The organism is Citromicrobium bathyomarinum, assembly GCA_001306305.2.
Taxonomy (GTDB): domain Bacteria; phylum Pseudomonadota; class Alphaproteobacteria; order Sphingomonadales; family Sphingomonadaceae; genus Alteriqipengyuania; species Alteriqipengyuania bathyomarina.
In genome coordinates this window covers 1,121,614-1,148,240 of record CP155577.1, presented here as the reverse complement: position 1 = coordinate 1,148,240, position 26,627 = coordinate 1,121,614, and the positions used below count along the sequence as shown (strand labels likewise).

The window sequence follows — 26,627 nt, the reverse complement described above, 5'->3', positions numbered from 1 at the left end:
CGAAATTCTCCCTGGGTTGCGGATGCCTACTATACCAACCGGGCCGCAGACTGTGCCCGCGCCCGGATCGCTTCCCGGTCAACCTCGCCCTGCGGCACCAGCCAGCTGCCGCCCACGCACAACACCTGATCGAGCGCGAGCCAGTCGGCGGCGGTTTCCTGTCTTATGCCGCCGGTGGGGCAGAACTTGAGCCCGCCGAACGGGCCAGCCAGTGCCTTGAGCGCAGGAATACCGCCATTGGCCTCTGCCGGGAAGAACTTGAAATGTTCAAGGCCGAGTTCGAGCCCGCGCATGATGTCGCCAGCCGTCGCGACTCCGGGAAGGAAGGGCACCTGCGCGCGAATCGCCGCGCGGCCCAGCGCCTCGGTCAGGCCGGGAGAGACGATGAACTGCGCGCCTGCATCGATCGCGGCCTGCAATTGCTCCTGATCGACGACCGTGCCCGCGCCCACGATCGCGCCGTCGACCTCGCGCATCGCCCGGATCGCGTCGAGAGCGACCGGCGTCCGCAGCGTCACTTCGAGCACCCGCAGGCCACCCGAAACCAGCGCCTCGGCCATAGGCATCGCATCTTCCAGCCGATCCACCACCAGCACCGGGATAACCGGCGCGGTGCGCATGATTTCTTCGATCGTCATCCGTGTTCCTTCGCGAAGGCAGCGGCCGCGCCGAACAGGCCCGGCTGCGGGTGGGTGATCAGCTTGACCGGGATCGTGCCCATCAGGTCCGCAAAGCGCCCCTTGGCGCGAAACCGCTCGGCAAAGCCCGATCCGGGGAGAATGTCGCGCAGGCGATAGCCCAGCCCGCCGGCGATCACGACGCCGCCAAAGCCCCCCTGAGCCAGCGCGAAGTCGCCCGCAATGCTACCCAGCGCGAGGCAGAACCGGTCGACGGCAGCGGCGGCGAGGCTGTCGCTGCCCTCCATTCCCGCCTGCCAGATCGATACATCGTCCATCTCGGCGACCGGCTTTCCTTCGAGCGCGGCGAGCGTGGCGTAGATGTCGACGATGCCGGGGCCGGACACCACGCGCTCTACCGAAACGCGCATGTGGCGCTTGCGCAGGCGGGCTAGGATCGCGTCTTCGATCTGGTCGAGCGGGGCAAAGTCGACGTGCCCGCCCTCGGTCGCCTGCACCCGGTAGCCACTGGAATCGCGCCATAAATGCGCAACGCCCAGCCCCGTGCCGGGGCCGAGCACGCTCAGCGTGCCCTCCGCAGCGAGCGGCTGGTCGGGGCCTGCAAGGCGGAGAAACTGATCGTCGGGCGCCTGCGCCACCGCGTGGGAGACCGCTGCGAAATCATTCACCAGAGTGTACCGCGTAGCGCCGAGCTTTTCCTTTATCAGCGCGGGGCGGATCACCCATGGATTATTGGTGAAGCGGATCGCATCGCCGCTCGTCCGGCCCGCAATTGCGAGGCTTACCGCGTCGGGCAAGTGCCCGCCTTTGCGCGCGCGATAATCCTCCCACGCGGTCTGAAAACTCACGTGATCGGCGGTGTGCAGCGTCTCCGGCTCGTCGAGCGAGATCGCTCCATCCTCGGCGATGGTCGCGATGGCGAAGCGCGCGTGGGTGCCGCCGATATCGACCGCGACCAGCTGGCGTTCGCTCACAGCCCCGCCTCGGCGAGCATCGCGGAGCCGCCCTTTTCCGCCGGATCGGAGTGGCGGCGCATCATCGCGAACAGCTCGCGGCCCGTGCCCCACGCTTCCGGCGGCGACTCCGCCTGCTCGCGCGCGTCCCATTCACCAGCGTCCACAAGCGCACTCAGCGTGCCTTCAAGCGCACACACGCGCACCAAGTCGCCGTCGCGCAGCTTACCGAGGGGGCCACCGTGGTACGCCTCGGGCGAGACGTGGATCGCGGATGGGACCTTGCCGCTCGCCCCCGACATTCGCCCGTCGGTGACCAGCGCGACCTTGTAGCCGCGGTCCTGCAGGACTCCGAGGGGCGAGCTCAGCTTGTGCAGTTCGGGCATGCCGTTCGCGGCCGGGCCCTGGAAGCGGACGACGACCACCACGTCGCGGTCCAGCTCGCCCGCCTTGAAGGCTTCGGCGACCTGATGCTGGGTGGAAAACACGCGTGCCGGTGCCTCGATCGTGCGATGCTCGGCCGCGACCGCGCTGACCTTCATGGTCGCGCGGCCGAGATTGCCGGCGAGCAGCGCGAGGCCCCCGTCGGACTGGAACGGATCGGAGACCGGCTTGAGCAGCGTATCGTCGCGCGACTGCTCCGCGCCCGGCTTCCACACCAGAGCATCCTCTTCGATGAAGGGCTCCTGCGCGCCTTCCTCCAGCGAGGCACCGTAGACCGTGCGGATGTCGGGATGCGCCAGCCCTGCGCCGAGCAGTTCGCGGATCACGAAGGGCATGCCGCCCGCCGCGTGGAAGTAGTTTATGTCGCCCGCGCCGTTGGGATAGACGCTGGCGATCAGCGGGACGACGTCGCTCAGCTCGTCCATATCGTCCCAGTCGATCGCGATCCCCGCAGCGCGCGCGATCGCGGGGATGTGGAGCATGTGATTGGTCGAGCCACCAGTGGCGAGCAGGCCGATGGTCGCGTTGACGATCGCCTTTTCATCGATGCACGCGCCCAGCGGGCGGTAATCATCGCCCCGCCAGCCGATCTCGGTGACCCGGTGCACCGCCGCGCGGGTCAATTCCTGGCGCAGCTTGTTGCCCGGATTGACGAAGCTGGAGCCGGGCATGTGCAGCCCCATCATCTCCATCATCATCTGGTTGGAGTTGGCGGTGCCGTAGAAGGTACAGGTGCCCGCGCCGTGGTAACTGGCGCTTTCCGCCTCCAGCAGTTCCTCCTCGCCCACCTTGCCTTCGGCATAGAGCTGGCGGACGCGGATCTTCTCCTTGTTGGCGAGGCCCGATGGCATTGGCCCGGCGGGCACCAGAATGGTCGGAAGATGGCCGAAACGCAGCGCGCCGATCAGCAGGCCGGGCACAATCTTGTCGCAGATGCCAAGCAGCAGCGCGCCTTCGAACATCCCATGGCTGAGGCCGACTGCCGTGCCCATCGCGATCACATCGCGGCTGAACAGCGACAGCTCCATCGAATCCTGCCCCTGCGTGACCCCGTCGCACATCGCGGGCACACCGCCTGCGACCTGCGCGGTCGCGCCGCGCTCGCGCGCGAAAATCTTGATCTGCTCGGGATAGCGGCCGTAGGGCTGATGCGCGCTGAGCATGTCGTTATACGCGCTGACGATGCCGATATTCATCGCCTGCCCGGCCTTGATCGCGGCCTTGTCCTCTCCGCTCGCAGCAAAGCCGTGGGCGAGGTTGCCGCAGGAGAGCGTGGGCCGGTGCACGCCTTCGTCGCGCGCGCGCTCGATCAGGTCGAGATAGCGCGCCCGCCCGTCTCGCGAGCGCTCCACGATCCGGTCGGTGACGCGGGCGACGGTGTCGTTCAGTGTCATTGCGCGCTCCAGTAGATGGTCACAGGGCCGCTAGCCTCGCGCAGGAAGCGCGCGACCGGCAGGTCGCTTGCGGATTCCTGCGCCCGCTCGATAACCTGCTTCTTGTCCGCCCCGCGCAGCACGATGATGCTTTCGCGCGGGGCCTTGGTCAACGCGGCGAAATTCATGCTCAGACGCGGGAACGGCGCTTCGGGGGGAAGCGGATCGGGCACGGTGCGGATCACCGCGCGTCCGGGGCGGTCTTCGGCCTGCATCTGTGGGAACAGCGAAGCGATGTGCCCATCCGTTCCCATGCCGAGCCACAACAGGTCGAGATCGGGCACCGTCATGCCCTCTTCCAGCGCGACGATCTTCGCCCCGCTGTCGCCCAGCGCCCGCTCCAGCTTGGCCTGATTGCTCGCCTCGTGATCGCGCGGCACCTGGCGATCGTCGCACAGCATGATCGTCGCCCCACTCCAGTCCAGCCCGCGCTCCGCCAGTTCGGCGAAGATCGCGACCGGGGTCGATCCGCCGGGCACCGCGATCACCGGCGCATCGCTGGCATCGACCACACGTTCGATATGGTCGGCCACCGCTTTGGCGGAGCCATCGGGTGCCCAGCGCAGATCACTCATGCCAGGTCACCCCGTCGCGTTCGGTCAGCGCGATCGCCGCGCTCGGCCCCCAGCTGCCCGCGCCGTAGCGCTTGGGCGGGGCGTCTTCCTTCGCCCAGATCGCACGGATGCCGTCGACCCAGCGCCACTGCGCCTCAACCTCGTCACGGCGCACGAACAGCGTGGGGTCGCCGTCGATCAGGTCGAGCAGCAGCCGCTCGTAAGCAATCCGGCGGCGCGCCTTGGCGAAGGCGTGGGTCAGCGACAGGTCCAGCGGCACTTCGCGCAAGGTCACGCCTTCGCGGTCCATGCTCGGCTGCTTGGCCATCACCATCAGCCGCACGTATTCCTCGGGCTGCAGACGGATCACCAGCCGGTTCGCATCCAGCCGCCCGCCGCGCCCGGCAAAGATATTGTGCGGCACGCATTTGAACTGGATCACGATCTCGCTGCGCCGTTCGGTCATGCGCTTGCCGGTGCGCAGGTAGAAGGGCACGCCCTGCCAGCGCCAGCTGTCGACATGCGCCTTGATCGCCACGAAGGTTTCGGTGTCGGACGCCTCGCCCAGATCGTCGGCATAGCCTTCCACCGCCTCGCCCTGCACGGCCCCGCTGCCATACTGGCCGCGGACCATTTCCTCGGGCGAAACCGGGCGTAGCGATCGCAGCACCTTGACCTTTTCGTCGCGCACGCTGGCCGCGTCGTAATCGACCGGCGGCTCCATCGCGATCAGCGCGAGCAGCTGGAGCATGTGGTTCTGGACCATATCGCGCAGCGCGCCGGTCTCGTCGTAGAAGCCGTGCCGCCCTTCCAGCCCCACGGTTTCGCTGATGGTGATCTGCACATGGTCGATGTGGTTGGCGTTCCACAGCGGTTCGAACATCATGTTGGCGAAGCGCAGCGCCATCAGGTTCTGGACCGTTTCCTTGCCCAGATAGTGATCGATCCGGAAAATCCGGTCTTCGCTGAATGCGCTGGCAACCGCGTCGTTGATCTTGGCCGAACTGGCGAGATCGGTGCCGAGCGGCTTTTCCAGCCCGATCCGCACATTGTCGCCCGCCAGCCCGGCGGATTTCAGCCCCTTGATCGTGGGTTCGAACAGGAACGGCGCGGTCGACAGGAAGATCGAGAGGCCGCCCGAGATATCGCCCAGCTTGGCGGCGAGATCGTCGAACCCCTCGATCGTGGATGCGTCGAGCGGCTGGTATTGCAGATGCTTGAGGAAGGAGGCGATCTTGGCCTCGTCCTTGCGGTCATCGGGCAGGTACTGGTCCAGCGCCTCCTTGGCGAGCGCGCGGAACTCCTCGTCCGACAGCTCGCTGCGCGCGGTGCCGACGATCCGCAGGTCTGCCGCGATCAGCTCGTCTTCGTGCAGCGCGTAGAGCGATGGCAGCAGCATCCGCTTGGCCAGATCGCCGGTCGCCCCAAACAGCAGGAGCGAGGAAGAGGGGTGTCGCTTCAAAAAGGTCGCTCCCTGATAATCGTGCGGCGGTGCCAGGTCCCAGCCCCCGCCAGACCGCGGCTACCCTAAGGCAAGCATCGCCCGGATTTCCAGCCGCATAGCTATGTGATGATTTAACGCCCGGGGTGGTTCCGGCCTGCCGATCCTATCGCTCGCCCCCGGTCGAAAGCAGACGGAAGCCCCAGGCGGGCAGCGAAACGGTATCGCCTGGCGCGATGGTAACCGCGTCGCCCGAGCGAAATTCGCGGTAGGAGCCCGCCGCCAGCCCGTCTGCCAGCGTGGCCTCGACCGGTGTGTCGGAGAGGTTGAACAGGCCGACCACCTTGTTGCCGTCCTTCTGCCGGACCCAGCCGAACAGCTGCTGCGGCCTGTCGTTGACGACCTGCCGCATCACCGCGCCCCATTGCCCGTTGGCCAGCGCGGGATTGGCGGTGCGAAATGCGATCAGGTCCTTGAGAAGTGCGCCATAGTCGCAGCCTTCGCGCTGGCTCCAGTCGATCGGGTCTTTCTCGAAAAAGGCGAGGCGGTGCGCATTGCACGCCTCCATCCCGTTATGGACCAGCGGCAGGCCTTCGCCGGTAAAGGCGAGCGCGGTCAGCGCTTCCAGCCCGTCGCCGTAATTCTCGTAGATCGTGCCTTCCCACGCGTTGCTGTCGTGGTTCTCGATATAGGTCAGGCGCATGGCCTCGCGCGGCCACAGGCTCTCGTTCTCGGCATAATAGCCGAACAGGCCGGTCGCATCCGCCTCGCCCTTGGCGATCCGCTTGCCGGTATGGTGCCAGTCCCACGCGTAGGTCGCATCGAAGGCGGCGCGGTGGTGGACGGTCTGCTGCACCTCGCCCAGCATGAAGACCGGGCGGATCGCATCGAGCCGCGCGCGCATCGTCTCCCAGAAGTCGATCGGGACATAGCCGGCGACATCCGCGCGATAGCCGTCCACGTCGAATTCGCGGACCCAGTATTCCATCGCCTTGCCGACATGTTCGCGCACGCCGGGCTTGGACCAGTCGAGGTCGATGATGTCGGACCAGTCCCACCACGGGGTCGGGCGGAAATGGCCGTCCCAGGTCTTTTCGTACCAGTCGGGATGCTCGCTCGCGAGGGCATTGTCCCACGCGGTGTGGTTGGCCACCAGATCGAGGATGACGTGGAAGCCCTGCGCGTGCGCGGCATCGATGAAGTTGCGCAGGTCCCGCTCGGTGCCGAACTCGGGATTGACCGCGTAGTAGTCGCGCACCGAATAGGGGCTGCCCAGCGTGCCCTTGCGGTTGACCTCTCCGATCGGGTGGATCGGCATCAGCCACAAGATGTCGACGCCCAGTTGCTTCAGTCGCGGCAGTTCCTTCTGCGCGGCGGCGAAGGTGCCCTCCGGCGTGAACTGGCGGGTGTTGATCTGGTAGAGGACCGCATCCCGGCTCCATTCGGGATGCTCGATCTCGACGAAGGGTTGCGGTTGCCACGGGTCGGCGGGCTGCGCGGCCGCGGGCGCTGCGGCGCACGCCAGCAGCGCGGCGATGGCGAGCTTACGCATCGGCGGTCTCCGTACTGGATTGGGCGGGCAGGACCGATCCGACCCGCAGCATGGCCAGTGCGGCGAGTGCCCAGGCGGCGGCGGCGAACAGCATGGTCCAGATCGGTTCGCCCGGGAAAAAGGCCTTCATGATCGATCCCATGATCGTCGCCACCAGCAGCTGCGGCACCACGATGAAGATGTTGAACAGCCCCATGTAGATGCCGAGCTTGGCCTGCGGCAGATTGCTGGCGAGGATCGCGTAGGGCATCGCAAGGATGCTGGCCCAGGCAATGCCCTTCAGCACCTCGCACCCGATCAGCAGCATCGGATCGCGCAGCACGAAGAAGCCGAGGAACCCCAGCGCGCCCGCCAGCAGGCATGCCATGTGGGTGTATGCCTGGCCAAACTTGCGCGCCATCACCGGCAGCACGAACAGCGCGGCGATCGCGGCGACGCCGTTCTGCACGGTGTAGATCAGGTTCCACCAGTTGGCGCCGTCGTTATAGGCCGCGCTCGCCGGATCGGCGCTGCCGTAGAAATATTGCGACACGATCGGGCCGGAATAAATCCACATGATGAACAGCGCGGACCAGCTGAAGAACTGCACCAGCGCGAGCCGCTTCATCACATCGGGCATGCCGGAAAAGTCGCCCACGATGCTCGACAGCATGTTGGCCGACTGACCTTTGCGTGCCATCGAGATACCGATCGCGCTGAGCAGGCCGTAGGTCGCGAGCAGCCCGCCGAGCAAGTAGATCTCTTTTTCCAGCCCCAGCGGCGCAACTGCGAGGATCACCGCCGCGCCCGCCACCAGCCAGACCAGCGCAAAGCCGTAGTTCTTGGCCGCCAGCGCGCGGATCGTGTGGCTTTGCTCGATCTCGTTCTCGGCCTCGAACGCCGCCATTTCCTCGGGCGAATATTCGCGCGTGGTCAGCACGGTCCACGCGATCGCCACGAACAGGGCGACCCCGCCCGCCCAGAAGCTCCACCGCACGGTGCCGGGGATCTGCCCCGGCGGTGCGACATTGGCGACGCCCAGATGCTCCAGAAACCACGGGAAGATCGCCGCGACCACCGCGCCGCTGCCGATGAAGGCGGTCTGCACGGCATAGCCGGTCGCGTGCTGCGACTTGTCCAGCATGTCCCCCACGAAGGCGCGGAACGGCTCCATCGAGATGTTGAGCGATGCGTCGAGCAGCCACAGCAGGCCTGCGGCAAACACCAGCGGTGCAGCGAAGGCGGGCGCGAAGGGCATCAGGAACAGCGAGAACGCGGCGAAGATCGCCCCGGTCAGGAAATAGGGCCGCCGACGGCCCAGCCGGTTCCACGTGCGGTCCGACAGGTAGCCGATGATCGGCTGGACGATCAGCCCGGTCAGCGGCGCGGCAACCCACAGCGCGGGCAGATCGTCGAGCGATGCCCCCACCGTCTGGAAGATGCGGCTCATGTTGGAATTCTGCAGCACGAAGCCGATCTGGATTCCGAAGAAGCCGAAGCTGATGTTCCACAGCCCCGCCCAGCTCTGGCGTGGTTTCTCCATCGGCCTTGTTATCCTTTCCCCTGTCGGCGGGCGAACTCGCGTCACCCTGCCGATCGATTATGGGACAAGGCTTTCACCAATCCGGGAGGCCGGACAAGCAACATACGAATGCGGTCAGGAGCTCGCGCGCACGATCAGCCTCGTCGGCAGCCGCGTGGGCGGCGGGTCGGAGCCTTCGATATGCGCCAGCAGAGTCTCCACCAGCAGCTCGCCCGCACCTTGCGTGTCCTGCATGATGGTGGAGAGCGGCGGGTGGGTCATGCTGGCGGCGGGGATATTGTCGAACCCGACCACTGCGACATCGCCGGGGACAGAGAGCCCCGCCTCATCCAGCGCGCGCATCGCGCCGATCGCGATCACGTCGCTCGCCGCGAAGACCGCGTCGAACGCAGCGCCGCTCTCGATCAGGCGGCGCGCGGCGGCATAGCCCGCCTCGTCCGATGTCACCGCATCGAATTGCAGCGCCGGATCGGGCTGCACGCCGTTGCTGCGCAGCGCGTCGCACAGGCCCTGATAGCGGTGCGCGAATTCGGGATAATGCTCGTCCGCATGGCCCAGAAACGCGACCTTCCTGCGTCCGCGCTCGATAAAGTGTTCGCCGACCAGCCGCCCCGCGTCGATATTGTCCGAACCCACAGTCGCCCCGCTGCTATCGCTGCTGACCGAACCCCAGCGGGCGAAATGCGTCCCCGCCTTGACCAGCTGGGCCAGCCTTTCCGCGTAAAGCGTGTAGTCGCCATAGCCGAGCAGGATCAGCCCGTCGGCCCGCTTGCTGTCCTGATATTTGACGTGCCAGTCGTCTTCCATTCGCTGGAACGAGATCAGCAGATCGAGCCCGCGATTGCCGCAGGCGCGGGTGATCGAACCGAGCATCGAGAGGAAGAACGGGTTGATCATGCTCTCGTCGGGCGTCGGGTCCTCGAAGAACAGCAGCGCGATGGTGTTGGTCCGCTGGGTTCTGAGCGAGGATGCATTGCGATCGACCGCATAGTTCAGCTCGCGCGCGATCCGCTCGATCTTCTCGCGGGTCGCCTGGCTGACCGACTTGTCGCCACGCAGCGCACGGCTGACCGTGGGCTGCGAGACTCCGGCCCGGTAGGCGATATCGAAGCTGGTCGGCCTGCCTGACGGGGTGCGGCCCATGCTCTCTCCCGAAAGGCGTCGTGCGCCTCTCATGCTTACGTATTCATCGGATTACGTCAGGTCGCCGTGCAAGGCAATTGCCGCACCCCGGGCGGCGCACCTCGCAGCCGCGAAAATGGCGTGATTGCGCCTATGATGGCCGCCCGGCCTGCGCGCAAGCGGGGCATCGACATTTGTGCCACAGTCCCGCCAGGCCGATCGCAGCGCATGGCACGCGTATACGTATGCGATCTTCCGGCACGCCCGCGGTGCTGCATTATGACCGCCGCAGACGCGCCAAGGACCGGCCGATCGAGACCGGGCCATGTGCATCTGGCGACGCTGGGAATGGCAGCGCCGCACACGGGAGAGAGAGAAGAGTCATGTCCTACCGCAATTCGCTTCGCAGCGGCACCAGCCTGCGCACCTGTGCCATCGCCCTGATTCTGGCCGGTGCTGCCGTGCCGAGCATCGCCGCAGCGCAGACCACCCAGCCGCCCGTCCCCGATACGGAAGAAGACGGTCAGCCGGTCGCCGACGACGATACTGACGAGAACGTCATCGTGGTCAGCGGCTTTCGCGCCGCTCTGGAAAGCGCGGTCAACGAGAAGCGCAACAGCGACCTGATCCTGGAATCGGTCACTGCCGAGGATATCGGCAAGCTGCCCGACGATTCGATCGGGGAATCGATCGCCCGCCTGCCCGGCATCACCTCGCAGCGGCTCAACGGCCGCGCCAACGTGATCGCCATTCGCGGCCTCGGCCCGGACTTCTCCCAGACGCTGCTGAACGGGCGCGAACAGACCTCCACCGGCGATAGCCGCGCGGTCGAATTCGACCAGTACCCCTCCGAAGTCGTCAGCCAGGTCAATGTCTACAAGACCCCCTCGGCCAGCCTCGTCGGCCAGGGCCTGGTCGGCACGATCGACGTGCGCACGATCCGCCCGCTGGAAGTGGACGAGCCGATCTTCGCAATCGGGGCGAAGGGTTCCTACGCGGATATCGGCGCGCTCAACGCGGGCTCGCGCGATTACGGCTATCGCCTAAACGCGACCTTCGTCGACCAGTTCGCCGACGACACGATCGGCGTCGCGCTGGCGGCGGCCTATACCGACGAGCCGTACCAGCTGCAGGAATTCAACGCCTGGGGCTATGCGGGCGATGGCACGCCCGGCAATCCGTACATCATCGGCGGCAACAAGAGCTTCGTCACCTCGACCCGGCTCAAGCGCTTCGGCGTCAACGGCACGCTGCAATATCAGGCGGCGCCCAATTTCATGGTCACCGTCGACGGCTTCTATTCCAGTTTCGACGACGACCAGTCCAAGCGCGGGATCGAACTGCCGCTGGGCTTCAGCAACCCCTACACCACCAGCAGCGTGGTCGACGGGCCGTTCGGCGGTTTCGCCGAATCCGGCACCTTCACCGATGTGCGCGGGGTGGTGCGCAACGACGTGTTCCAGCGCCAGGCGGACCTCTATTCGGGCGGCCTCAACCTCGATTACGACGGCGACGACGGGTGGAGCGCGTTCTTCGATTTCGGCTATTCGCGCACCGACCGCAACGAGCTGAGCATCGAAAGCTATTCGGGCACCGGCTATGGCGGGGGCAACGGCGCTGCCGATACGATCGGCTTTACCTCCGACACCAACGGCACCGCGTTCACCCACACGCTCGACTACAGCGACCCGAGCCTGATCCGGCTGACCGACCCGCTTGGCTGGGGCGGCGCGCGGGTGCAGGCCGGCTACTGGAACAACCGCATCATTGCCGACGAGCTGTTCCAGTATCGCGTGGGCGTGTCGAAAGAACTGGGCGGCTTCCTGTCGGCCATGCATTTCGGAATGGCCTATACCGACCGTTCCAAGAGCCTGACGCCGGACGAGTTCTTCGTCTCGCCGCCGGGCGGCGCAACCGAGGTGGCCATTCCCACGGGCGCTCTGCTGCGGCCGACCGACCTCGACTATCTCGGCCTCGGCCCGATCGTCAGCTACGACGTCCGCGACCTGATCGCGGATGGCACGCTGATCCTCGACCGCAATACATCCAACGATGTTCCGGCCAAGGCCTACGGCATCACCGAAGACCTGATGACCATCTACCTGCAGGCGGATATCGAGCAGGAACTGGGCATCGGCGTACTGACCGGCAATTTCGGCGTGCAGGCGATCAATACCGACCAGAACTCGACCGGGCTTGCGTTCGCCGGTGGCCAGCCGGTCGACGTGTCGCTGGGCGCGGATTACTGGGACGTGCTGCCCAGTGCCAACCTGTCGCTGCGGCTCGATAGCGGGTGGGTCTTCCGCCTTGCCGCCAGCCGCCAGATCCAGCGTCCGCGTCTTGACGATCTGCGCGTGGCGATCAGCTACGGGATCAACACAAACGCGGGCGAAAGCCCGACCGGTGTGGCGCCGTTCATCAGCGGCGGCGGCGGCAACCCGCTGCTGCGCCCGTACCGGGCCAATGCAGTCGACTTCAATATCGAGAAGTACTTCGCGAACGGCGCGGGCGTCGTCGCGGTGCAGGCCTTCTACAAGGATATCGTCAACTGGATCGCCAACGGGCGCTACACCTTCGATTATTCCGGACTTCCGACGCCGGCGGGTCAGACCCCGGCGACCACGATCGGTTTCCTCGATACGCAGGTGAACACCGGCGGCGGTAACTTCTACGGGGTGGAACTGTCGGCGACGGTACCGTTCGACGCGTTCTTCTCCGGCCTCGAAGGCTTCGGCGCGACCGGCGGCGTGGGCTACACCAAGTCGGAAGTGGAAGACTTCAACGGAGATGTCGCACCGATTTCCGGCTATTCGGAATGGGTCGCCAACGGCACGCTCTATTACGACCTCAACGGTTTCAGCGCCCGGGGCAGCGTCCGCTATCGCTCCGAATTCATTGGTGAATTCAGCGGCTTCGGCGGTTCGCCGACGCGACGTCTGGCGCGGGCGGAGACGATCGTCGATGCGCAGATCGGCTATGAATTCCAGCCGGGCAGCGCGCTAGAGGGCCTGTCGGTCTACCTCCAGGGGCAGAACCTCACCAACGCGCCGTTCGTGTCGCAGTTCAACGTGCCCGAACCGCGCGCGGTGATCGACTATCAGGAATATGGCCGCCGCTTCCTCGTCGGCGCGACCTTCAAGTTCTGATAGCGAAGGTCCGGAGCAGGCGGCGCATTCCTCCCAAGCCGCGCCGTCTGCCCGGGCCCTAATTCTTGCCATGCGCCCTGCGCGCGGGTGAGGATGGGAGGTGAGCGTGAACCGGACCAGTTCCAGCGAGACCGAACCGCCCGCCATCGTCATCGTCGGTGGCGGCACCGCCGGGTGGATGGCGGCGGCAGCGCTCGCGCGACTGACGCCCTGCGCGGTCACGCTGGTCGAGTCCGAGGCGATCGGCACGGTCGGCGTGGGCGAGGCAACGATACCGCAGATCCGCCTGTTCAATCAGGCGCTGGGGATCGACGAGGCAGAGTTTCTGCGCGAGACCAAAGCCACCTTCAAACTCGGCATCGAATTCGCCGGCTGGTCGCGCGCGGGTGCCAGCTACATGCATGCCTTCGGCGAGATCGGCGCGGGCGCGGGCCTGCTCCCCTTCCACCAGCTGTGGCTGCGCGGCCGCGAACTGGGCGTGGCAAAAGACCTCGCCACCTACTCGCTCAACGAGCGCGCGGCGCGCGCGCTCAAGATGCAGATGTGGCGCGGCGATGCAGGGCAGAGCGTGCCGGACATGCCATGGGCGTACCACTTCGACGCCAGCCTCTACGCCGCCTACCTGCGCCGCCTGGCCGAAGCGCGCGGCGCGGCGCGGATCGAAGGCAAGGTCGCCTCGGTCGAGCGCGATGGCGCGAGCGGCGACGTCGCGGCAGTGGCGCTGGAAGACGGACGTCGGATCGCGGGCGATTTCTTCATCGATTGCAGCGGCTTTCGCAGCCTGCTGCTGGGGCAGGAGCTGGCGACGCCGTTCGAGGACTGGAGCCACTGGCTCCCGTGCGACCGCGCGGTCGCGGTGCCGTGCGCCACCAAGGGCGAGTTCACCCCCTACACCCGCTCCACCGCCCACTCCGCCGGCTGGCAATGGCGCATCCCGTTGCAGCACCGGATCGGCAACGGGCTGGTCTATTGCAGCGACTATCTTTCCGACGAGGAGGCCGAGGCGCAGCTGCTCGCCAATCTCGACGGCGCGCCTCAGGCCACGCCCAACCGCCTGCGCTTCACCACCGGCGTTCGCGCGCAGCAATGGTCGCACAACTGCCTCGCGCTGGGGCTGGCCGCCGGGTTCATGGAGCCGCTGGAATCGACCAGCATCCACCTGATCCAGTCGTCGATCGCGCGGCTCCTGAACATGCTGCCGGACAAGCAGCCTGCGCCCGCGATGCGCGCAGAGTTCAACCGGCAGGCCGAGTTCGAATGGACCCGCATCCGCGACTTCCTGATCCTGCATTACTGGGCGAACGGGCGCGTCGGCGAACCCTTCTGGGATCGCTGCCGCGAAATGGCCCTGCCCGACACGCTGACCGCGAAGATCGAGCAGTTCAAAGCCAGCGGCTTCATCCATCGCGAGCACGAAGAGCTGTTCACCATCCCCGGCTGGGCGCAGGTGCTGATCGGGCAGGAGGTGATGCCGCAAACGCTGCACCCCCTCGCCGCGTCGACCGATCCCGCCGCGCTGGAGCGGATGCTGGCCGAGATCGAGGCGGGGATCGGCCGATTGGTCGATGCCATGCCGTCGCATGTCGAGTTTCTGCGCGCCTACTGCATGCCCCGCGCTACCAATCCATCCCCCACCCCGGTTTCGGAGACCGCCCGATGAAGCGCGCCGTCACCCTGCTCGCCGCAGCCAGCCTGCTCGGCTTTGCGACCCCCGCGCTGGCGCAGGAGTCAGCCGCCGCAACAGGCGAGCGCCTGTCTCAGGACGAGGTGATCTATTTCGTCCTGCCCGACCGCTTCGCCAATGGCGATACGGCCAACGATACCGGCGGCTATCCGGCGGACCGGCTCAAAAGCGGCTACGACCCGACCCATCGCGGCTTCTACCACGGCGGCGATCTGAAGGGCCTGACCGAGAAGCTCGACTATATCCAGGGCCTCGGCGTCACCGCGATCTGGTTCGCGCCGATCTTCAAGAACAAGCCGGTGCAGGGCCCGGCGGGTGAGGAGAGCGCGGGCTACCACGGCTATTGGGTGACCGACTTCACCTCGGTCGACCCGCATCTGGGCACCAATGCCGAGTTCAAGGCCTTCGTGGATGCCGCGCACGCGCGCGGGATGAAGGTCTATATGGACATCATCACCAACCACACCGCCGACGTCATCCAGTATGCGGGCGGCGACTATGCCTATCGCAGCAAGGCGGATTATCCCTATTCCACCCTTGGCGGGCCGGAGGGTGAGCGGATCAACCCGGGCTTCGCGGGCGACGATGATCCCGGCGCAGAAAACTGGGCCAAGCTGACCGATCCACGCTTCGCCTACACCCCCGTAGTGCCCGAGGCGGAGCGGGACATCAAAGTCCCCGCATGGCTCAACGATCCGATCTACTACCACAACCGCGGCAACAGCGAGTGGTGGGGCGAAAGCGCGGTCTATGGCGATTTCGCCGGGCTCGACGATCTGGCGACCGAGCATCCGCGCGTGCTTGCCGGGATGATCGATATCTTCGGCAGCTGGATCGACCGGTTCGGGATCGACGGCTTCCGGATCGATACGGTCAAGCATGTGAACCCCGAGTTCTGGCAGGCCTTCGTGCCCGCGATGCAGGCGCGCGCCGAGGCCAAGGGGATCGCGGATTTCCTGATCTTCGGCGAAGTCTATGTCGACGGTGCGCGCCCCGGCCCGCTGGCGGCCTATACCCACCGCGACGCCCTGCCCGCCGTGCTCGACTTCACCTTCCAGTCCGCGGTGCGCGATGTGGTGGCAGACAATGCCTCGCCCGAAGTGCTGGTGCAGATGCTCGAAGGCGATGTGCTCTACGCGGGGGGCGAGGAAGCCGCGCTGCGCCTGCCGACCTTCCTCGGCAATCACGACATGGGCCGCTTTTCGATGTTCGTGAAAGCGGGCAATCCGGATGCCAGCCAGTCGGAACTGCTTGCGCGCACCATGCTGGGCCATGCGATGCTGCTGACCCTGCGCGGTATACCGACGGTCTATTACGGGGACGAGCAGGGCTTCATCTCCGACGGCAACGACCAGCAGGCGCGCGAGGACATGTTCGCGAGCCGAGTGGCCGACTACAACGACAACGACCTGCTCGGCACGCAGGCGACCACGGCGGACGCGAACTATGCCGCCGACCACCCGCTTTACCGCATGATCGCGCGGCTTTCCGCGCTGCGCAAGGCGACGCCTGCGCTGCGCCGCGGGCTCACCCAGATCGGCACGTTCGACCGCGAGCCGGGCCTGCTCTCACTCATCCGCCGCGACCCCGAAAGCGGGCAGACGGTCCTGCTGGTGTTCAACACCAGTGGGCAAGCGATCACGCGGAACGTGGAAATCGACATGAAGGAAACCACGCTGAAAACCCTCGACGGCACCTGCCCCGCCCAACCGACCGCGCCGGGCAGCGCGCGGTTCACCCTTCCCCCCTTCGGCTGGGCCGTGTGCGAGCTGGAGCGCAACTGATGGCGAGCGCGATGCAACCCTCCCCCGCTGCTGCAAAAGACGCGCAATGGTGGCGCGGCGCGGCGATCTACCAGATCTATCCGCGCAGCTTCATGGATTCCAACGGCGACGGGATCGGCGATCTGCCGGGCATCACGTCGCGGCTGGAGCATGTTGCCGATCTGGGCGTCGATGCGATCTGGGTCAGCCCCTTCTTCACCAGCCCGATGAAGGATTTCGGCTACGACGTGTCCGATTACTGCGACGTCGACCCGATCTTCGGCACGCTCGCCGATTTCGACGCGCTGGTCGCCCGCGCGCACGAGCTTGGCCTCAGGCTGCTGATCGATCAGGTCTATTCGCATACCTCGGACGAGCATGAATGGTTCGCGCAGAGCCGTTCGGACCGGACCAATGCGAAGGCCGACTGGTACGTGTGGGCCGATGCCAAGCCCGACGGGTCGCCCCCGTCCAACTGGCAATCCGTGTTCGGCGGCCCGGCATGGACCTGGGATGCGCGGCGCGGGCAGTATTACCTGCACAACTTCCTCAGCAGCCAGCCGCAGCTCAACATGCACAACCCGCAAGTGCAGGACGCATTGCTGGGCGTGATGCGCTTCTGGCTGGATCGCGGGGCCGACGGCTTCCGGATCGACGCGCTCAATTTCGCGATGCACGACCCGCAATTGCGCGACAATCCGCCCGCACCCGCAACCGACAGGCCGCGCACGCGCCCGTTCGATTTCCAGCTCAAGAAATACAACATGTCGCACCCCGACATCCCCCATTTCATCGAGCGGATCCGGACGCTGACCGACGAGTATGACGGTATCTTCACCGTCGCCGAGGTCGGCGGGGACGAGGCGGAGGCGGAGATGAAGGCCTTCACGCAGGGCGAGGCGCATCTCAATTCCGCCTATGGCTTCAACTTCCTCTATGCCGACCGGCTGACCCCCGGGCTGGTCTGCGCCGCGCTGGCCGAATGGCCCGACGATCCCGGCACCGGCTGGCCCAGCTGGGCGTTCGAGAACCACGACGCCCCGCGCGCGGTGTCGCGCTGGTGCCCGGCCGGTTGCTCACCCGAAGACATCGCCGCCTTTGCACGGATGAAGATGGCGCTGCTCGCCTCGCTGCGCGGCAACATCATCATCTACCAGGGCGAAGAGCTGGGCCTCGAACAGGACGATATCCCGTTCGAACAGCTCCACGATCCCGAAGCGATCGCCAACTGGCCGCTGACCCTCTCGCGCGACGGCGTGCGGACCCCGATTCCGTGGGTCGCGCATGATCCCACGGGCGGGTTTTCCACCGGATCGCCGTGGCTGCCGGTCGGCGAGGCGAACCGGACCCGCGCGGTCGATGCCCAGGCGAACGATCCCGAGGCGCTGCTCGGCTTCACCCGCCGGATGCTCGCGCTGCGTAACGAAACCCCCGCGCTGCGGCAGGGACGCGTCGCGCAGTGCCGCGCCGATGGCGACCTGCTGTGGCTGACCCGCGAGGCCGAAGGGCAAAGCGTGCTGTGCATCTTCAATCTGGGCGCGAGCGAGCACGCGATCGACGTAAAAGGGCGCGAACTGCTCGCCGCCAATGGCGCCACCACCAGCGCCCTGCCCCCCTTCGCCGCGCTTATTCTGGAGACCGCGTGATGCGTGCCCTGCTGGCTGCCCTGTTCTCGCTCCTCGCGCTCGCCGCGCCGCTCTCCGCCGCCGAGGTATCCTCCCCCGACGGGCGGATCGTGGTGCAGCTGGACGTCGATAACGAAGGCAAGGCGTTCTACCGCGTGGACCGCGACGGCGAGCCGCTGATTGCCGACAGCCTGCTCGGCTTCACCTTCACCGATGCCGAAACCATGCGCCGCAACTTCGCGATCGAGAGCGAGACGCGCACCAGCCATGACGACACCTGGGAGCAGCCGTGGGGCGAGCGGCGCTTCGTACGCGACCATTACAACGAACTGGCGGTCACCTTCCGCGAAACCCGCGATACCTCCAGGCGCGCGCTGACCGTGCGGATGCGCGTGTTCGACGACGGGATCGGCTTCCGATACGAATTCCCCGGCAGCGATGCGGCGCCGGTCACCCGGATTGCCAACGAGCTGACCGAGTTCGTCATCGCGCCCGAAGCCGCAGCAGACGGCACCGCGTGGTGGATTCCGGGCGGCGACTGGAACCGCTACGAATATCTCTACAACGAGACCCCGCTGGCCGAGGTGTCGACCGCGCACACGCCGATGACGCTGCGGCTGGCCGACGGCACGCACCTCGCGTTCCACGAGGCCGCGCTGGTCGATTACGCGGGCATGTGGCTGCGGCGCGTCGACGGCACCCGCTTTCGCGCCGTGCTCGCCCCGTCGAGCCGGGGGGCCAAGGTGGTCCGCGAAGGCGCCTTCACCACGCCATGGCGCACGATCCGCATTGCCGACGGGCCTGCCGGGCTGGTCGAGAGCAACCTCGAACTCAATCTCAACGAGCCCAATAAACTCGGCAATGTAGGCTATTTCGAGCCTGCGAAGTATGTCGGCATCTGGTGGGGCATGATCCGCGGCGACTGGAGCTGGGCGCAGGGGCCCAAGCACGGCGCAACGACCGAGCGGGCCAAGCAATATATCGATTTCGCCGCCGCCAACGGCTTTCGCGGCGTGCTGGTCGAAGGGTGGAACGTGGGCTGGGACGGCCAGTGGTTCGGCAATGGCCGCGATTACAGCTTCACCCAGGCCTACCCCGATTTCGACTTCGACGAAGTCACCGCCTACGCCGCATCGAAGGGCGTCCACCTGATCGGCCACCACGAAACCGGCGGCAATATCGAGGTCTACGAACGCCAGCTGGCAGACTCGCTCGATATGTATGCCGCGCATGGGGTGGATGTGGTCAAGACCGGCTACGTCGCCGATGCGGGCGGGATCATAAGCTGCAACGCCGATATCGCGGAGCCTTGCGGGGACGAGGTGTTCGAGTGGCACGACGGCCAGCGGCAGGTGCAGCACCACCTCAAGGTCGTCACCGAAGCGGCCAAGCGCGGCATCGCGATCAATCCGCACGAACCGGTCAAGGATACCGGCCTGCGCCGGACCTATCCCAACTGGGTCAGCCGCGAGGGCGCGCGGGGGCAGGAATACAACGCCTGGGGCGCATTCGCCAACGGGACCGAGCACGATCCGACGCTGGTCTATACCCGGATGCTGTCCGGCCCGATGGATTACACACCCGGCGTGCTCGGGCTGGTCGGCAATAATGGCGATCCGATCGCCTCGACGCTGGCCAAGCAGCTCGGCCTGTATCTCGCGATCTATTCGCCGATCCAGATGGCCGCCGATTTCGTCGAGAGCCTCGAGGCGCATCCGAAAGAGCTTGAGTTCATCCGCATGGTCCCCGCCGACTGGGCGCAGAGCCACCTGATCGCGGGCGAAGTGGCCGACTACGCGATCTTCGCGCGCAAGGATCGCCATAGCGAGGACTGGTATGTCGGCGGCGTCAACGACGCGACCGAGCGGACGGTTGAGTTGAGGTTCGACTTCCTCGACGATGGTCAGGCCTACACCGCACGCGTGTGGAAGGACGGCCCCACCGCGACCTACGAGACCGACGCGCGGCACGACATCGCCTACGACACGCTGACGATCCGGCGCGGCGACACCTACACCGTACGCCTCGCGCCCGGTGGCGGGCTTGCGATGCAGCTGAAACCTGTCGGATAAGACCGGGGGCGTGGCCGTGCGCCGAATATCTGTAGCTGCAATCCGCTGGGGGGAATGAGCCGATGGCGCTCGAGACGATCGACCTGATTATCATCGCGGGTTACGCGCTCGCCCTGCTGGGCATCGCGCTGGCGGTGTCGCGCGAACCCAAGGGGCGCGACAAGAATACCGAGGATTACTTCCTCGCCGGGCGCGCGCTGCCGTGGTGGGCGATCGGCGCATCGCTGATCGCGTCGAACATCTCCGCCGAACAGATCATCGGCCAGTCGGGCCAGGGCTATGCGGTGGGGATCGCGATCGCGGCCTATGAGTGGCAGGCCGCGCTGGTCCTGATCATCGTCGCCAAGTTCTTCCTGCCGATCTTCCTCAAGCGCCGCATCTACACGATGCCGCAATTCCTCGCGCAGCGCTATGGCGAGGGGGTCAAGACGCTGATGAGCCTTTTCTGGGTCGCGCTGTACACGGCGGTCAACCTGACCACCGTCCTGTGGCTGGGCGGGCTCGCGATCTCTTCGCTCACCGGGTGGAGCGTGTTCGGCGCGATGGCCGCGCTGGCGGGCTTCGCCGCGCTCTATTCGCTCTACGGCGGGCTGAAGGCAGTCGCGCTGACCGACATCATTCAGGTGGTGATCCTGATTATCGGCGGGCTCGCCATCACCTGGATCGCGCTCGACGCGCTCGATGGCGCGGATGGCGCGATGGCAGGCCTGGCGCTGCTGATGCGCGAGATGCCGGGGCATTTCGAGATGATCCTCGCCCCCGACAACCCCGCCTATGGCGATCTGCCGGGGATCTGGACGCTGCTGGGCGGGCTGTGGGTGCTCCACTTCAGCTATTGGGGCTTCAACCAGTACATTATCCAGCGCGCGCTGGGCGCGGAGAGCCTGGGCGAGGCGCAGAAGGGCCTCGCCTTTGCCGCCCTCCTCAAGCTGCTGACGCCATTCATCGTGGTCATTCCCGGGATCGCGGCAGTGATGCTGGCGCAGCAGGGCACGATCGACGGGGCGGCGATCGCGGCCCAGAGCGACCGCACCTATGGAGAGCTGATGGCCTTCGCGCCCGCAGGCCTGCGCGGCCTGGTGTTCGCCGCGCTGATCGCGGCGGTGGTCTCCAGCCTTGCATCGATGATGAACTCCATCTCGACCATCTTCACGATGGACCTCTACCGCGCATGGCGGCCCGACCGGGCCGAGACGCATTACGTCACCGTGGGCCGCATCGCCGCCTTTGCCGCGATGGGTATTGCGCTGGTGCTCGCCCGCCCGTTCATCGGCGGCTTTGCCAGCGGGTTTCAGACGGTGCAGGAATATACCGGCTTCATCGCGCCCGGCGTGGTGGTGGTCTTCCTGCTCGGCTTCTTCGACGGGCGGAGCAATGCGGCGGGGGCCTACACCGCGCTGATCGGGTCGCTCGGCGTCAATGTGGTGCTGAAGTTCGCCGCACCAGACGTGCCCTTCATCATCCGTATCTGGATCGTGTTCGTGATCGCGCTGGTCGCCGCCGCGCTGGTATCGCGCGTCACGGGTCGTCCCGAGGAGGAGCGGACGGTGCGGATGGGCGACATCGCCTTCGCCACCAGCCCGCTGTTCAACACGCTCAGCGTAGCGGTGATCGCGATCCTTGCGACGCTTTACGTCTTGCTGTGGTGAGGGTTGGTGGACCCTGCTGGGCTCGAACCAGCGACCTCGATATTAAAAGTATCTTGCTCTACCAACTGAGCTAAGGGTCCGACCGGGTGCGCTCACTAGGCAGGGCCCGCGGGCGGGTCAAGCGGGCGTGAAGCTGTCGCAAAGAAAGCCCGGTGACAGGATCGTGCCAGCCGGGCGCAATCGCGCAGGCCGGGCCGAGCACGAAGCTGCGCCGCGCAAAGGCCGGGTGCGGGATCGTCAGGTCATCGCCAAGCCACGCCCCGGCCGACCACAGGACGATATCGCAATCGAGCACACGGTCGCCCCAGGCCTGCCCACGCCGCCTGCCGAACCCGCGTTCAAGCCGCTTGAGCTCGCCCAGCAGTTCCGGCGGGGCATGGTCGCTCTCCAACTCGGCCACCGCATTGGCGAAGCGCCGCCGCGCGGGGCCTATGGCTGCGCTGGCGATCACCGGGCTGCGCCGGGTCACCGTGCCGAGCGCGCTCAGCTCCTCCATTGCCGCACGCACGACCTCATGCGGGCGGCCATGCTCGCCATGGCGCCGGTTGCTGCCCAGCGCGATCAGATAGGTCTCGCTCAGCTTAAACGTCCTCAGCCAAGCGGCCGTAGAGTTCAGGCCGACGATCGCGGAAGAAGCCCATCCCCGCGCGGTGCTTCGCCGCCGTATCGAGATCGAGCGTCGCGACCAGCACGCCGTCCTCCTCGCGCCCGAACTCGACCAGCTTGTCGCCCCATTCGTTGGTGATGAAGGAGTGGCCGTAGAAGGTCTGGCCGTCCTCGGTGCCGATCCGGTTGGCGGCGATCACGGGCATGCAGTTGGAGACCGAGTGCCCCTGCATCGCGCGCTGCCACATGCGGCTGGTATCGAAGCTGGCGTCATAGGGTTCGGAGCCGATCGCGGTGGGGTAGAACATCAGTTCGGCCCCCATCAGCGCCATCGCGCGCGCGGTTTCCGGGTACCACTGGTCCCAGCACACGCCGACGCCGATCTTGGTGCCGAAAACGTCCCACACCTTGAACCCGGTGTTGCCGGGGCGGAAGTAGTACTTCTCTTCGTAGCCTGGCCCATCGGGGATATGGCTCTTGCGATAGACGCCCATGATCTCCCCATCGGCGCCGATCATCGCAAGCGTGTTGTAGTGGTGCGGGCCGTCCTTTTCGAAGAAGCTGGTCGGGATCGCCACGCCCAGCTTCTTTGCCAGCTTCGCCATCGCGCGCACGTTGGGGTGCTCTGCGGTCGGTGCGGCGCGGGCGAACAGCGCCTCGTCCTCGTGCTTGCAGAAGTACGGGCCGTCGAACAGCTCGGGCGGCAGGATCACCTGCGCGCCGCGAGAGGCCGCTTCCTCGACCAGCGAGGACACGGCCTCGATATTCTCTGCCTCGTCCTGGGCTCCAAGCTCCAGCTGGAGCGCGGCTACGGTGATTTCTCGCATCGCCGCCGGTTACTTTGGCACCAGCGCGAAGTCCACCTGCACGGAGACGCGGCTGGTCGTCTGGCCGGGCTGGATCACCCCGCCGCCGGCCTCTTCGGTCACCGCCTGCGTGCGGACCATCGGCGCGACGGGCGGCGGCGGGGGCGGTGCGCCGGGGATGTAGCGATCGCCCTGCGACCCGCCGCCATCGCGGATGGTGAGCACGCGGGCGATCTTCATATCGGCGGCATCGGCATAGGCCTGCGCGCGGGCCTTGGCGGCCTTGAACGCCTCGCCATAGGCGGTGTTGGCCGCCTTCTCGCTGTCGGAGATGCGCAGGTCCGGGCCGGAGAACACGTTGGCGCCCGCCTCTGTCGCCGCGGTCACGGCATCGCCCGCCTTCTCGATATCGCGCACGGTCACCGCGACGATGTTGTTCGCCTGGTACTGCCCCTTGCGGTCGCCGTACTGGATCCGCTGGATGCCGACGGTGCGCGTCTGGATATCGTCCGCAGGCACCCCCGCCTCCTTCAGCGCGGCGACCACCTTGGCGATATCCTTCGCATTGGCATCGCTTGCCGCCTTGCCGGTCGGCCCGAAATTCTCGACCCCGACCTGGAAGAACGCCTCGTCGGGTCGCACTTCGGATTCGCCCGTTGCGCTGACCGACAGCAGCGTTTCGTCATGATCGACCCCGCGCGGGTCATAGGCCGGTTGCTGGCACGCGGCGAGCGCCAGCGGCACGGCGAGCAGGGGCAGATGCTTCAAATCCATGGCAAATCCTCAATGAGACCATGTCTCAGCGCCTGCCGCCGCCTGCCTGAACCGCGTCTGACAGGGCTCAGCGCTTCCTGAACAGCAGCGTCATCCGGTCGCTTTCGCCTGTCTCTGCTGCCCCGGCGACATCGCCGCTATTGCTCGGCGGCAGGGTCCACACGCCGCCTTCCCAGTTGGCCGGGTCGGCGGGGTTGGCGTTGATGTCGCTCATCCCCACCAGTTCGAACCCGTGCGCCTCGACCAGCGCGATGACGTCTTCCTGCCGCAGGTAGCCCTTGCTCCCATTGGTGTAGTCACCCGGCGCATCCGCCTTCGCGCGGTGCTGCACGATGCCGAGCATCCCGTCGTCCTTCAGCATCGAACGGATGCGGGTGAGCTCGGTATAGAGCACGCCCGAGCGCAGCAGGTTGTGCATTTCGCGGAAGATCAGCGCGCGATCGACCTGGCCCGCCATCGCTTCGGGCACGTCCTGCGAGGCGTAGATGCTGACCGGCGCGCCGCTGAGGTTCCAGCTTGGGGAAACCTCTGCGAACTTGCCCGGCAGGCCGCCGAAATACTCGCCGAAACGCTCCGCATCCGCCGCAGCGGGGTCGGGGGTGAGGCCGACATAGCGCCCCTCGCTGCCCAGATAGGGCACCAGAATGCGCGTGTACCAGCCGCCTGCGGGCATGTAGTCGACCACGGTCATCCCCGGCTTCACCCCGAAGAAGTCGAGCGTTTCGAACGGGTGGCGCCACTCGTCGCGCTGCGAATCCTCGCCCCGCACATCGGAGGCGACTGCCGCTTTGAGCGCGGGATGGTGTGCATGGCTTTCGCCCATCATCGCCTCGCCGTGGTGATCGGCGAGCGCAGGCGTGGCGACGGCGAACGCGGCAAGCGCGAGCAGGCTGGTGAAACGGCGCATCAGATATTCTCCCCGGGGTTATGTGTGGCCCGTATTCTAGGGCCACGAGGAGCCAAGGCAAGCAGAGCCGCCGCGCGAGCATGGCAATCGCGCGCAGGCTTCCTACCTCCCCTGCAAAGGAGAATACCACAATGGCAGAGACGGCAATTTTCGGAGGCGGATGCTTCTGGTGCACCGAGGCGGTGATGAAGGACGTGATCGGCGTCGAGAGCGTCGAGAGCGGCTATATCGGCGGCACCACGCAGAACCCGACCTACAAGGAAGTGTGCACGGGCAATACCGGCCATGCCGAGGCCGTGAAGGTGACCTACGACGCCGACACGATCAGCTATGCCGAACTGCTCGACATGTTCATGGGCACGCACGACCCGACCCAGCTCAACCGGCAGGGCAATGATGTGGGCACGCAGTACCGCAGCGCGATCTTCCCGCTCGACGCGAAGCAGCAGGAAGAAGCCGAAGCCGCGATCGGCCGCTGGAATGCCGCCAACGGCGAGATGGCGGTGACCACGATCGAAGGCATGTCCGACGGCGAGCAGACCGCGACCTGGTATTCGGCCGAGGGCTATCATCAGGACTACTGGGACGGCGAAGGCCAGCGCAATCCCTATTGCCAGGCGACCATTCCGCCCAAGCTGATGAAGCTGCGCAAGAGCTTCCAGAAATACGTCAAGGACGACGCCTGATTGCGGGCGCCACGGCCCATCCCTGACACACCTGACACACAGTCCAGGGCCTAGAAAACCACCGCCGGTCCGGGCGCCATGAAAGGCGGCCCGGGCCGGCGTTTTCGTATCTTGGCGCATGACGAGAGGATGGCATGCGCGGGCGGCTGTAGGACAGCGCCGAAACGACAGATTTGCCCTTCGGGGTTGCACCTCGCGGCTTTGGCCCCACGTTGGTGCGCATCGAATATTCCCGTGGCCGCGCAATCGCTCGCAGCCCCAACCCTCAGTCAGAGAGGAAATAGCTTATGCCTACCGCAAAGAACGGCGACACCGTCGCGATCGATTTCGTTGTGAAGACCGAAGCCGGCCAGGTCGTCGGCAACACCGAAGAAAGCGGCCCGCAGGTCGTCACGCTCGGCAAGCAGGAAATCTTCCCCGCTATCGAAGCCGCGCTCGACGGAATGGAAGTCGGCTCGGTCCAGCAGGTCAAGATCGAGAGTGACAACGCCTTCGGCCCGCGCCGCGAGGAGCTGGTGATCGACGTGCCGCGCGAGAACCTGCCCGCAGAGCCCGCCCCGCAGCCGGGCATGCAGCTTTCCGCGCAGGGCCAGGACGGCCAGCCGATCCAGCTCGTGATCACCGAAGTGCACGACAATTCGGTCAAGGCCGACGGCAACCACCCGCTGGCAGGCGAAGACCTGACCTTCGGCGTGACGCTGGTCGAGATCAAGGAAGCCGCGTAACTCGCGCGAGCCTTGTGACGGGCCGCAGTTCGATGCGGCCTGAGGACTGACGAACTCCGCCCGATCTGGGCGGAATTCTGGATACGAGAAGCGGCCTCGGGCGAATGCCCGCAGGCCGTTTTTCTTTGGGGTGGGCAGCTTCCGAACCCATTGCGGGCATAGCATGAACGCAGCTAAAAGATCCCCATGTCTACGCCCATGTCGATGATAGTTCTGGTCGCAACCACGCTGTTTTTTTGGCTAACAGCACGCACACTCTATCGAGAGATCAAGACCGGCGTTCCGCACCTGTTCTTCTCGCCGCACCCAGCTTTTCGAAACCGGGCGGGGAACCGCAAGCAGCCATACCTTTGGTTCACGGTAGCGTTCCGTATTGTCGGAACACTTGGGCTGGCGCTGATGGTATTCACCGCAGTTCTGTTTCTGCTCGAATCCTTAAACTTGATTTATTGAAGGCATGGAGAGCGGTCCACCCTCCGCTTTCCACCCCATAGCAGTGACTTCTCTTCCGCGGACCAGCGCATC

General features: G+C 66.1%; 21 protein-coding genes and 1 tRNA gene. 9 read left to right on the top strand and 13 right to left on the bottom strand.

The window, feature by feature from the left end; translation table 11 throughout:
* Window positions 1–29 precede the first annotated feature (29 nt).
* The 8 genes from eda to VO57_005810 form a co-directional block, all read right to left on the bottom strand.
* Window positions 30–638 (bottom strand): bifunctional 4-hydroxy-2-oxoglutarate aldolase/2-dehydro-3-deoxy-phosphogluconate aldolase, encoded by a 609-nt coding sequence (gene eda, locus VO57_005845; protein ID XBL70858.1) that lies wholly within the window; start codon window positions 636–638, stop codon window positions 30–32.
* Window positions 635–1,612 carry a glucokinase gene (glk, locus tag VO57_005840; GenBank protein XBL70857.1) on the bottom strand — a complete coding sequence of 326 codons (978 nt, stop codon included), beginning with the start codon at window positions 1,610–1,612 and terminating at the stop codon, window positions 635–637. The genes eda and glk overlap by 4 nt, the downstream gene beginning before the upstream one ends.
* Window positions 1,609–3,429 carry a phosphogluconate dehydratase gene (gene edd / locus VO57_005835; protein ID XBL70856.1) on the bottom strand — a complete coding sequence of 607 codons (1,821 nt, stop codon included), beginning with the start codon at window positions 3,427–3,429 and terminating at the stop codon, window positions 1,609–1,611. Before edd ends, glk begins: the two co-directional genes overlap by 4 nt.
* A complete protein-coding gene (locus VO57_005830; GenBank protein XBL70855.1) occupies window positions 3,426–4,043 on the bottom strand; it encodes a 6-phosphogluconolactonase in 618 nt (205 codons plus the stop codon). The genes edd and VO57_005830 overlap by 4 nt, the downstream gene beginning before the upstream one ends.
* Window positions 4,036–5,421: a glucose-6-phosphate dehydrogenase gene (gene zwf / locus VO57_005825; protein ID XBL71299.1), complete on the bottom strand. Its 1,386-nt coding sequence runs from the start codon at window positions 5,419–5,421 to the stop codon at window positions 4,036–4,038. The genes VO57_005830 and zwf overlap by 8 nt, the downstream gene beginning before the upstream one ends.
* Window positions 5,422–5,629: 208 nt before the next feature.
* Window positions 5,630–7,015 (bottom strand): alpha-amylase family glycosyl hydrolase, encoded by a 1,386-nt coding sequence (locus tag VO57_005820; protein XBL70854.1) that lies wholly within the window; start codon window positions 7,013–7,015, stop codon window positions 5,630–5,632.
* Window positions 7,008–8,537, bottom strand: a complete 1,530-nt coding sequence (locus tag VO57_005815; protein XBL70853.1) for an MFS transporter — start codon at window positions 8,535–8,537, stop codon at window positions 7,008–7,010. Before VO57_005815 ends, VO57_005820 begins: the two co-directional genes overlap by 8 nt.
* A 114-nt stretch (window positions 8,538–8,651) precedes the next feature.
* Window positions 8,652–9,680: a LacI family DNA-binding transcriptional regulator gene (locus VO57_005810; protein XBL70852.1), complete on the bottom strand. Its 1,029-nt coding sequence runs from the start codon at window positions 9,678–9,680 to the stop codon at window positions 8,652–8,654.
* 362 nt (window positions 9,681–10,042) lie between these two features.
* Here VO57_005810 and VO57_005805 point away from each other — a divergent pair, with 362 nt between their 5' ends.
* The 6 genes from VO57_005805 (at window position 10,043) to VO57_005780 (ending at window position 21,598) form a co-directional block, all read left to right on the top strand.
* Complete coding sequence (locus VO57_005805; protein ID XBL70851.1) at window positions 10,043–12,805, top strand: TonB-dependent receptor; 2,763 nt, start codon at window positions 10,043–10,045, stop codon at window positions 12,803–12,805.
* 178 nt (window positions 12,806–12,983) lie between these two features.
* Window positions 12,984–14,465: a tryptophan halogenase family protein gene (locus VO57_005800; protein XBL71298.1), complete on the top strand. Its 1,482-nt coding sequence runs from the start codon at window positions 12,984–12,986 to the stop codon at window positions 14,463–14,465.
* Complete coding sequence (locus VO57_005795; protein XBL70850.1) at window positions 14,462–16,273, top strand: alpha-amylase family glycosyl hydrolase; 1,812 nt, start codon at window positions 14,462–14,464, stop codon at window positions 16,271–16,273. The genes VO57_005800 and VO57_005795 overlap by 4 nt, the downstream gene beginning before the upstream one ends.
* Complete coding sequence (locus tag VO57_005790) at window positions 16,273–17,898, top strand: alpha-amylase family glycosyl hydrolase (GenBank protein ID XBL70849.1); 1,626 nt, start codon at window positions 16,273–16,275, stop codon at window positions 17,896–17,898. The genes VO57_005795 and VO57_005790 overlap by 1 nt, the downstream gene beginning before the upstream one ends.
* Window positions 17,898–19,949, top strand: a complete 2,052-nt coding sequence (locus VO57_005785; protein ID XBL70848.1) for a glycoside hydrolase family 97 protein — start codon at window positions 17,898–17,900, stop codon at window positions 19,947–19,949. The genes VO57_005790 and VO57_005785 overlap by 1 nt, the downstream gene beginning before the upstream one ends.
* 62 nt (window positions 19,950–20,011) lie before the next feature.
* Window positions 20,012–21,598 (top strand): sodium/solute symporter, encoded by a 1,587-nt coding sequence (locus tag VO57_005780; GenBank protein ID XBL70847.1) that lies wholly within the window; start codon window positions 20,012–20,014, stop codon window positions 21,596–21,598.
* A gap of 4 nt (window positions 21,599–21,602) precedes the next feature.
* On the opposite strand, the gene VO57_005775 is transcribed toward VO57_005780, so the two are convergent.
* The 5 genes from VO57_005775 to VO57_005755 form a co-directional block, all read right to left on the bottom strand.
* Window positions 21,603–21,678 (bottom strand) — tRNA-Lys (locus tag VO57_005775).
* Entirely contained in the window at window positions 21,669–22,154 is a 486-nt protein-coding gene (gene folK / locus VO57_005770; protein ID XBL71297.1) for a 2-amino-4-hydroxy-6-hydroxymethyldihydropteridine diphosphokinase, read from the bottom strand. Before folK ends, VO57_005775 begins: the two co-directional genes overlap by 10 nt.
* A gap of 25 nt (window positions 22,155–22,179) precedes the next feature.
* Window positions 22,180–23,031, bottom strand: coding sequence for an N-carbamoylputrescine amidase (gene aguB / locus VO57_005765; protein ID XBL70846.1), 852 nt, complete (start codon window positions 23,029–23,031; stop codon window positions 22,180–22,182).
* A gap of 9 nt (window positions 23,032–23,040) precedes the next feature.
* Window positions 23,041–23,784 (bottom strand): SIMPL domain-containing protein, encoded by a 744-nt coding sequence (locus VO57_005760; GenBank protein XBL70845.1) that lies wholly within the window; start codon window positions 23,782–23,784, stop codon window positions 23,041–23,043.
* Between the two features lie 67 nt (window positions 23,785–23,851).
* Window positions 23,852–24,691, bottom strand: a complete 840-nt coding sequence (locus tag VO57_005755; GenBank protein XBL70844.1) for a class I SAM-dependent methyltransferase — start codon at window positions 24,689–24,691, stop codon at window positions 23,852–23,854.
* A 131-nt stretch (window positions 24,692–24,822) separates the two neighbouring features.
* Here VO57_005755 and msrA point away from each other — a divergent pair, with 131 nt between their 5' ends.
* From msrA to VO57_005740, 3 genes are all read left to right on the top strand, one after another.
* The gene (msrA, locus tag VO57_005750) at window positions 24,823–25,377 is read left to right on the top strand and encodes a peptide-methionine (S)-S-oxide reductase MsrA (protein ID XBL70843.1); all 555 of its coding nucleotides are present in this window, start codon (window positions 24,823–24,825) and stop codon (window positions 25,375–25,377) included.
* A 287-nt stretch (window positions 25,378–25,664) separates the two neighbouring features.
* A complete protein-coding gene (locus tag VO57_005745) occupies window positions 25,665–26,102 on the top strand; it encodes an FKBP-type peptidyl-prolyl cis-trans isomerase (protein ID XBL70842.1) in 438 nt (145 codons plus the stop codon).
* Window positions 26,103–26,288: 186 nt separating this feature from the next.
* A complete protein-coding gene (locus VO57_005740; protein XBL70841.1) occupies window positions 26,289–26,555 on the top strand; it encodes a hypothetical protein in 267 nt (88 codons plus the stop codon).
* Window positions 26,556–26,627 lie beyond the last annotated feature (72 nt).